Raw genomic sequence first — 8582 nt, forward strand, 5'->3', positions numbered from 1 at the left:
ATTCTAGATTATCGCCAGCAGAATTCAATATTAAAGCTTGATCAACTGACAAACTTTGCTGCAATGGCTGGCTTTTTACATCATTTTCAGAATATAAATAACCACCAAGATTCCACTTTTCTTGCTCATGATTTACACCAGCATAAGTTACAAAACGACTGTAATTCCTGTCTGAATATTGGTATTCAATCGTAATACGCATTTCTGATGTAATTGGATATAATGAAGTGAAAATAATTTCACCTGCATTATAATCTATTGTATACTGATTGTTTTCGCCCCGTTGCAATAAAACTCCATTTGCAAAAACCCTTTCTGATCCAGAAATAACAAGTATAAACAACTGACCATTTGGTCCAATAAGTTTGTATGGTCCTTGGTTGCCTTCCTGACCTACAAAATTGCTTTTTGCATATTGTCCGCGTACCAAAGCAGCCGAGGCATAAACGGTGGTTTTGTTTTCAGGCTTTCCAAAAGTTAATTGAGTGGCCAAACCTTGCACTTTTTTATTGAAGTTTAAAAAACGAGATTTTCTGTTTTCAAGAAATAAATCGCCAGCACGAACATTCCAATTGTTGCCAAAAAGTTCAATAAATATTTGATCAAATTCGTCCAATTTTTGAGAATAACCACCTTCTTGCAACGGAATATTGCTATCTTGTATGGAAGCTCGCAAACTTATTTTATCTGATAATTTGCCAGTAATTTGTAAATCTAGATTTGAATTAACCGATGCATTTTGATTGTTCCCAATGGAAATTCCACGAGAAATACTGCCAGAGGTTGACAATCCTTCAAAAGGCATAAATTTTTTAAAACCATCATTTGAAACTTTGTACAAATTCCCATTTTCATTTTTTACCACACGACTTTTATCGTAAATTGTATATTCTTTGGTCAAAAAATCTGGAAATTTTAAATACCTAACTATTAAAGTATCTGAAGTTTTAAAATTATTTTTAAAAGTTAAAATTGCTTTTTGAAAATCAACTTTATAAAAAGTGGTGTCTACAGGTTCTTGCTTTTGATTTAATAATTTGAAAAAACTAGCATTGATACTCACACTATCAATTTGAATGGTATCTCGAGAAACTACTATTTTTTTTGATTGATAAGGTGTTGCAATTTCCTGAGCAAAAAGTCCAGAAAACGCAAAAAACAGAACCAAAAAAAACACTTTTTTAATCATAAATACTATAACTCTCAAATGGTAAAAGTAGTATTTAAAATGTTCAGATTAGTTACTTTCGGAAGTAGTCACAATTTGCATGGTTTCCCTGCTTATTTGTCTTAGCAAAACATTTTTATTTTTTTCGACCATTTGCGCTGCCTTTTCATCAAAATGTCTAATGGTGTAGAGTGAAACATTATCATTGAAAGATACCTTGAATTTTTTGGATAAAATTTTCTTTAATTCATTAAAATTTCCAAATTTATCTTCGATACAAACTGAAAAGCTAATGGCTGAATTTTGAATTAAACTTACTTTCAATTTATGCAAATGCAACAGATTAAATATTTCGCTAATATTTTCTTCCATAATAAAAGAAAAATCTATGGAGGAAAGCGATAGCAAAAGTTGGTCTTTTTTTACAATAAAACAAGGTAGTTTTGGATCCAAATCCTCGCCTTTTGAAACGCTGGTTCCTGGCAAAAGCGGATTGATAAAAGATTTTACAAAAAGTGGTATTTCCTTTTTTTGCAATGGTTGCAATGTTTTTGGATGTATAACGCTTGCGCCATAAAATGCCAATTCAATTGCTTCTCGATAGGATATTTGATTGAGTAAGGTTGCATTTTCAAAATATCTCGGATCTGCGTTCATGACACCTGGAACATCTTTCCAAATCGTGACACTCTCTGCATTTAGACAATAGGCAAAAATAGCTGCGGTGTAATCAGATCCTTCACGACCCAAAGTGGTTGTAAACCCATTCTCATCTGAACCTACAAAACCTTGTGTAATAAATAGTGATTTTTTTTTGGCAATTTTTCCAATATTTCTTTGAGTAATTTCCCAGTTTACTTCTGCATCGCGATACGTATTATCGGTTTTTATATAATTGCGAACATCAATCCATTGGGTCGGAATGTTTCGATAATTCATGTAATGACTTAAAATTGTGGTGGAAATAATTTCTCCAAAACTGACTATTTGGTCATAAACAAAATTATAATTTGGTGATTTATTGCTGCGAATAAAATATTCAAAATCAGCAAAATGACTTTTTACATCAAAATATACTTCATGATTTTCATCATCAAATAAATTCAGTAAAATTTCATTGTGGTACTTTTTTACTTCTTGAATGGATTCAAATAACTCGTTTGACTTATCAAAATAATTTTTAATGACCAATTCCAAAGCATTGGTTGTCTTGCCCATGGCTGAAACTACCAGTAAAACTTCTTCGTAACCTACTTTTTGCAAAACGTCGAATACGTTTTTTACGCCAGCAGCATCTTTCACTGATGCACCACCAAATTTGAAAATCCTCATTTTTATTAAATACTATAATTATTAAAACTCCAAAAAACAATTTGCAAATAACAAAAGAATACGAACATAAAAACGGATCCTATTTGCTATTTGTTATTAATTGATTCATGAAATTATTTATTCCCTCTTCATCCATTTGAGCCACCAACCAATCGTCTAGGACTTTTGCTCCAGATTTTTTATAAAATGCAATGGCGGGCGTATTCCAATCGAGTACATTCCATTCCACTCTTCTAACATTGTCTCTTTTTCCTTGAGCAATAATTTCAGAATATAATGCAAATCCAGCGCCAGAGCCACGATTTTCTTCGTTTACAATTAAATCTTCCAAGTGAATTGTTTTGCCTTTCCAAGTAGAATATCGGTAATAATAAAGTGCAATTCCAACTATTTTGGAATCAATTTCGGCTACAAATGTATAAAATAATGGATTTTCGCCAAAACCATCGCGAAGCAAATCATCAATAGTTACCACTACAGCGTCTGGTTCTTTTTCAAAAGTAGCCAGCTGTTTTATTAAATCTAAAACAGCTGGCATGTCTTTTTGAATTCCTTTTCTAATAATCATTAGGAGTTATTTTTTCTTTTTTACTACTTTTTTAGCTGGTGCTTTGGCTACTATTTTTACATAAGGTTTGTATAACCCGTCAGCTTCTGCTCTTTTTCTTGAATTTTCCGCTCTTTCTTTTGCATCAGGATGAGAACTCATCATTCTATCAAGGAATGAAGCTTCAGTTCCTTCGCTCATTTTGGCTAAAATAGAGAAAGCAGATTCTACCGCATTTACATTGTATCCATTGCGTTTCATAAAATCGTAAGAATACAAATCTGCATCAGATTCTTGTTTTCTTGAGTGTTTACTATCTATCATGGCATTGCCCAATTTTCCCAATTGGCTATCTGTCAATGCCGCAACTTTGTCAGATTGTGAGGAAACAGCATCTAGCAATGCTTCTTTTTTGTATGCTGCTTTTACTGCATCTCTTGTGTCATTATTAGCTACGTGACCAATTTCATGACCAATTACTGCAAGAATCTCATTGTCATCCATAATGTCCATTAATCCAGAAAAAACGCGCACACTTCCATCGGCGCAAGCGAAAGCATTTACATCTTTAACCAAATAAACTTTAAAATTTAAAGCCAAGCCGTTTTCAGTTTTGTGTTTGCCAAAAAGTTTATTTAAACGTATGGCATATTTGTCTTTTTCGCCCGCAACTGGATTGTCTTTGTCCATTTGTGCCACAGCAGCGGTAGCCATTGCAGCTGCTTCTTCATTACTAAAAGTAAAACCTTTTACTCCTTTTCCTAATGCTCCAAGTGCTTTGTCGCCTAAATTTTGTGCGTTTAATGAATTTATTCCTAAAAAGAATCCCATAGAAATGGTCAATATCATTATTTTTTTCATGGTTGTTGTTTTTTTAATTATTAATAACAAATATAAAACAACTTTACATAAATTTCATTTTTGATTACAACTTAATATTAAAAATTTATATGCGATATTTGCAAAATAACTACAACGATATAGCAATGGAATCAAGGAACAAAACGCTTGGCGAATTTATTATTGAAAATCAAAATGCCTTTCAATATTCGTCTGGTGAATTATCAAGAATTATAAATTCAATTAGACTGGCGGCAAAAGTGGTCAATTATAAAGTCAACAAAGCAGGTTTAGTGGATATAGTTGGCGCTGCGGGTGATCAAAATATTCAGGGTGAAGACCAACAGAAATTAGACGTTTATGCCAATGAAGTTTTCATTCAAACACTTATAAATCGCGAAATTGTTTGTGGCATTGCATCAGAAGAAAACGATGATTTTATAACCGTTGCCGGTTCAGATAAAAGCCATAACAACAAATATGTAGTTTTGATGGATCCACTTGACGGTTCTTCCAATATAGATGTAAATGTTTCTGTGGGAACAATTTTTTCGGTTTACAGAAGAATAACGCCAGTTGGAACACCAGTAACATTGGCCGATTTTTTGCAACCCGGAATCAATCAAGTAGCGGCGGGATATGTTATTTACGGCACATCGACCATGTTGGTTTACACTACTGGTCATGGTGTAAATGGTTTTACACTAAATCCGGCAATAGGTACTTTTTATCTATCGCATCCAAATATGCAATTTTCAAAAGACGGTACTATTTATTCTATGAATGAAGGAAATTATGTTCATTTTCCGCAAGGTGTGAAAAATTACATTAAATATTGTCAGTTGGAAGAAGGCGACAGACCTTATACTTCTAGATATATTGGAAGTTTGGTTTCCGATTTTCATAGAAATATGATTAAAGGTGGTATTTATATTTATCCGACCAGTATGAAATCGCCAAAAGGAAAATTGCGTTTGCTTTATGAATGCAACCCAATGGCTTTTATTGCTGAACAAGCAGGCGGAAAAGCATCGGACGGTTTTGGACGTATCATGGAAATTCAGCCTACCGAGTTGCATGAACGTGTACCTTTTTTCTGCGGAAGTTATAATATGGTGGAAAAAGCGGAAGAATTTATGGAGAAAGCGAAGTAAAACATTTATTATCGAAAATATGGCATAAAAAAACCCTCAATTGAGGGTTTTTTGTTGGTCTACAAGGACTCGAACCTTGAAAGACTGCACCAAAAACAGTTGTGTTACCATTACACCATAGACCAATAATTTCTTATTGTTTCGCAAAACAAATATTTCAATAATAAGTACTGAACTTGTTAGCGAGTGCAAATTTACTATAAAAATTATTTTCTGCAAGCATTTGTCCAAAAAAAATTAAAATTTTATTTTTAGTATTTCTTTAGCTAAAAAAATAGTTTCTTTGTGTTGTAATTTTATAATACAAAATTTCTATGTCTTTCAATTTTAATAAATGGAATACAGCCCTTGGCTGGCTCACTTTTTTTATAGCATTAATAGTGTATTCTTTAACTGTAGAACCTACTATGAGTTTTTGGGATTGCGGCGAATATATTGCCACATCTGCCAAGCTTCAAGTTGGACATCCGCCTGGAGCTCCATTGTATCAAATGATAGGTGCTTTTTTCGCCATGTTTGCTCTTGACAATTCTAAAGTAGCGTTAATGGTAAATATGATGTCGGTTTTTTCTAGCGCATTCACCATTTTATTTCTTTTTTGGTCTACATCGATAATATTGAGAAAAATAGTAAGCAGATTTGCAGAAACTAATAAAATCAATTCTATTGTAATTTTAGCTAGCGCATTTGTTGGCGCATTGGCTTTTACTTTTTCTGATAGTTTTTGGTTTAATGCTGTAGAAGCTGAAGTGTATGCCATGGCTACCTTATTAATTGCTTTACTTTTTTGGCTGGGTTTGCGCTGGGAGCAAGATATGAACATGCCACGAGGCAATAAGTGGCTGTTGCTTATTGCATTGGTAATAGGGCTTTCATTTGGCGTGCATTTTATGGCTTTATTGACAATTCCATCTATTGGATTTTTATATTATTTTAAAAATTACAAAAATATAACCATCAAAAGTTTCATCATTGCCAATATTGTGGTTGTGGCTGTATTGCTTTTTATATTTAAATTATTATTGCCATGGACTATGACTTTCTTTGGAACTGCCGAAGTTTTTATGGTGAATAGTTTAGGATTACCATTCGATTCAGGAACCATTTTTGTTACCATATTAATTATTGCAGCTTTTTATTTCGGATTAAAATATACTCGCGAAAAAGGCAAGCCAGTTTACAACACTTTATTGCTATGTGTACTTTTCATACTAATAGGATTTTCAACTTGGATGATGTTGCCCATTCGTGCCAACGCAAATACTCCAATAAATGAAAACAAACCATCTGATGCGCGTGAAGTTTTGGCATATTACAACAGAGAACAATATGGTGTAAATCCATTGTTTTATGGACCGCAATTTTCTGATGCCTATGCTGGCTTAGACAAAGACAATCCGTATATTGATGAAAAGCCAAATTATGAGCGTGATTATAAAACTGGAAAATATGTTATTGTAAACAATTTTAAGAATGCAGGTCAGAATACAGATGACAATCAGAAAGCAATTTTGCCTCGTATGTGGAGCACAGAGCATGCGGAAAACTACATGAAGTTTACCAATGTTTTGAATTTTAGTATAAATGAAGAATATGCTGAAGAAAAAGAATTAACAGATATTGTATCGGAGTTTAGAACCGCTTATGCTTCTGGAAAATTGGAAATCGAAGATTATGAATCTTTCCTAAAATCGTATGGAGATTATTTAAATATTGAGAAACCTAGTACTTTCGATAATATTTCCTTTATGATTAACTATCAATTTGGATATATGTATTGGCGCTATTTGATGTGGAATTTTACTGGTCGACAAAATGACAATCAAGGAAAATATGATCTTGTAGATGGCAATTGGATAAGTGGAATTAATTTTATTGATGAAATTAGACTAGGATCTCAAGCAAATCTTTCTGCAGATATGAAAAATAATAAAGGTAGAAATATGTATTTCTTTCTGCCTTTCATCATTGGACTTGTAGGCTTCTTTTTTCATGCAAAAAAAGATGTTAAAAGCTTTTATGTCCTTTTTGCACTGTTTTTATTTACGGGAATTGCATTGAAAATTTATTTAAATGAACGCCCATTCGAGCCTCGTGAACGCGATTATGCATTGGTTGGTTCGTTTTATGTTTTTGCAATTTGGATAGGAATTGGTGTATATGCCATTTATGATTTTTTCAAGAAATATATTAATCCTAAAATTGCAGGATCTGTTGCTATTGGATTTTGTTTGCTTTCTGCACCCATTTTAATGGCGTCACAAAATTGGGACGATCATGACAGGTCTGGAAAATATACTGCGGTAGCTATGGCAAAAGCCTATTTAGATTCATGCGAAAAGAATGCTATTTTATTTACTATTGGAGATAACGATACTTTTCCAATGTGGTACTTGCAAGAAATTGAAGGCTACAGAACAGATATTCGAATTGTAAATACCAGCCTGTTGATGACCGATTGGTATATTGACCAAATGAAAGCCAAAGCTTATGATTCAGATCCTGTGCCGATTTCATTTTCTCACAAAGATTATGTCGATGGAAAACGTGATTATCTTGTTTTTGACGAAACTACAAAAGACCGTTTGGATGTAAAAGAATTTTTTGATTTCGTTTCTAGTGATGATGAACGAACATTGGTTGAAATGAAAAACGGACAAAAAATACAATTTTATCCAACCAATAAAATTAGAATTCCTGTTGATAAAAATGTAATAATTGCAAATAAAGTAGTGAATCCTAAATTAAACGATTCCATAGTTCCTTACATTGATGTTGATATTAAAGGAGATGCTTTGTATAAAAATAGATTAATGATGCTGGATATTGTAAGAAACAACAATTGGAAACGTCCAATTTATTTTTCACCTGGTGCGTTTGCAGATGAAGATTATATTTGGATGAAAGATTTCTTGCAACTGGATGGCATGGTTTATAGATTGGTACCTATAAAAACACCAATAAATAAAGAAGCTTCTGCATTTGACATGGGAAGAATAGACACAGATATAATGTATAATACTGTAATGAAATGGGATTGGGGCAATGGTGAAAGTACAAAAATTTATCATGATCCAGAAACCCGAAAAAATAGTATTTCATACAGAACCAACCTGACTCGATTAATGAATCAATTAATTGTAGAAGGGAAAAATGACAAGGCAAAACAAATAATAAATCTTGCTTTAACCAAAATGCCACTGGATTATTATGAGTTTTACACCATGGTTGAGCCTTTTGCTATTGGGTACTATAAAATTGGTGACAAGGAAAATGCTCGCAAATTACTAAAACAATTGGCCGCAAAATACCAAGATAATTTAAAATATTATAGCACATTAAAATCTGAGCAACAAAATGACTTGGCAGTAGATCTTTTGACCGATATAGAAAGATATAGAAGTTTATTGATGGTCATGAAAGACAATAAAGATATTGAATTTTATAGCCAACAAAAAGTAATTTTTAATAGCTACAACAAGCGTTTTGAACGTTTTGGTCGCGACATGGAATAAATTAATTTGATTGTTCGATAATTAGA

General features: G+C 32.7%; 5 protein-coding genes, 1 tRNA gene and 1 pseudogene. 2 read left to right on the forward strand and 5 right to left on the reverse strand.

The genetic code is table 11. From position 1 onward, the window contains the following. The 4 genes and pseudogenes from RMN92_RS13215 to RMN92_RS13230 form a co-directional block, all read right to left on the reverse strand. A pseudogene (locus RMN92_RS13215) lies at positions 1-1189 on the reverse strand (hypothetical protein); the annotation flags it as partial. Between the two features lie 48 nt (positions 1190-1237). Further along, a complete protein-coding gene (locus RMN92_RS13220; RefSeq protein WP_309609907.1) occupies positions 1238-2500 on the reverse strand; it encodes an aspartate kinase in 1263 nt (420 codons plus the stop codon). A 79-nt stretch (positions 2501-2579) separates the two neighbouring features. Next, positions 2580-3068, reverse strand: a complete 489-nt coding sequence (locus tag RMN92_RS13225) for a GNAT family N-acetyltransferase (protein WP_309609908.1) — start codon at positions 3066-3068, stop codon at positions 2580-2582. A 6-nt stretch (positions 3069-3074) separates the two neighbouring features. Further along, entirely contained in the window at positions 3075-3908 is an 834-nt protein-coding gene (locus RMN92_RS13230) for a M48 family metalloprotease (protein ID WP_309609909.1), read from the reverse strand. A 125-nt stretch (positions 3909-4033) separates the two neighbouring features. Between RMN92_RS13230 and fbp the strand changes: the two genes are divergently transcribed. Next, positions 4034-5041, forward strand: coding sequence for a class 1 fructose-bisphosphatase (gene fbp / locus RMN92_RS13235; RefSeq protein WP_309609910.1), 1008 nt, complete (start codon positions 4034-4036; stop codon positions 5039-5041). A gap of 54 nt (positions 5042-5095) precedes the next feature. Here fbp and RMN92_RS13240 read toward each other — a convergent pair. Then, positions 5096-5166 (reverse strand) — tRNA-Gln (locus RMN92_RS13240). Between the two features lie 189 nt (positions 5167-5355). On the opposite strand from RMN92_RS13240, the gene RMN92_RS13245 reads away from it, so the two are divergent. Then, entirely contained in the window at positions 5356-8556 is a 3201-nt protein-coding gene (locus RMN92_RS13245) for a protein O-mannosyl-transferase family (protein WP_309609911.1), read from the forward strand. Positions 8557-8582 lie beyond the last annotated feature (26 nt).

Origin of the sequence: Flavobacterium sp. (assembly GCF_031363805.1) — a bacterium.
In the GTDB taxonomy this organism is placed as follows: Bacteria; Bacteroidota; Bacteroidia; order Flavobacteriales; family Flavobacteriaceae; genus Flavobacterium.

What these genes read in the sequence shown, in the direction of transcription:
- RMN92_RS13245 (WP_309609911.1), top strand. Translation starts at nt 5,356, where the DNA reads ATGTCTTTCAATTTTAATAAATGGAATACAGCCCTTGGCTGGCTCACT.
- fbp (WP_309609910.1), top strand. Translation starts at nt 4,034, where the DNA reads ATGGAATCAAGGAACAAAACGCTTGGCGAATTTATTATTGAAAATCAA.
- RMN92_RS13220 (WP_309609907.1), bottom strand. Translation starts at nt 2,500, where the DNA reads ATGAGGATTTTCAAATTTGGTGGTGCATCAGTGAAAGATGCTGCTGGC.
- RMN92_RS13230 (WP_309609909.1), bottom strand. Translation starts at nt 3,908, where the DNA reads ATGAAAAAAATAATGATATTGACCATTTCTATGGGATTCTTTTTAGGA.
- RMN92_RS13225 (WP_309609908.1), bottom strand. Translation starts at nt 3,068, where the DNA reads ATGATTATTAGAAAAGGAATTCAAAAAGACATGCCAGCTGTTTTAGAT.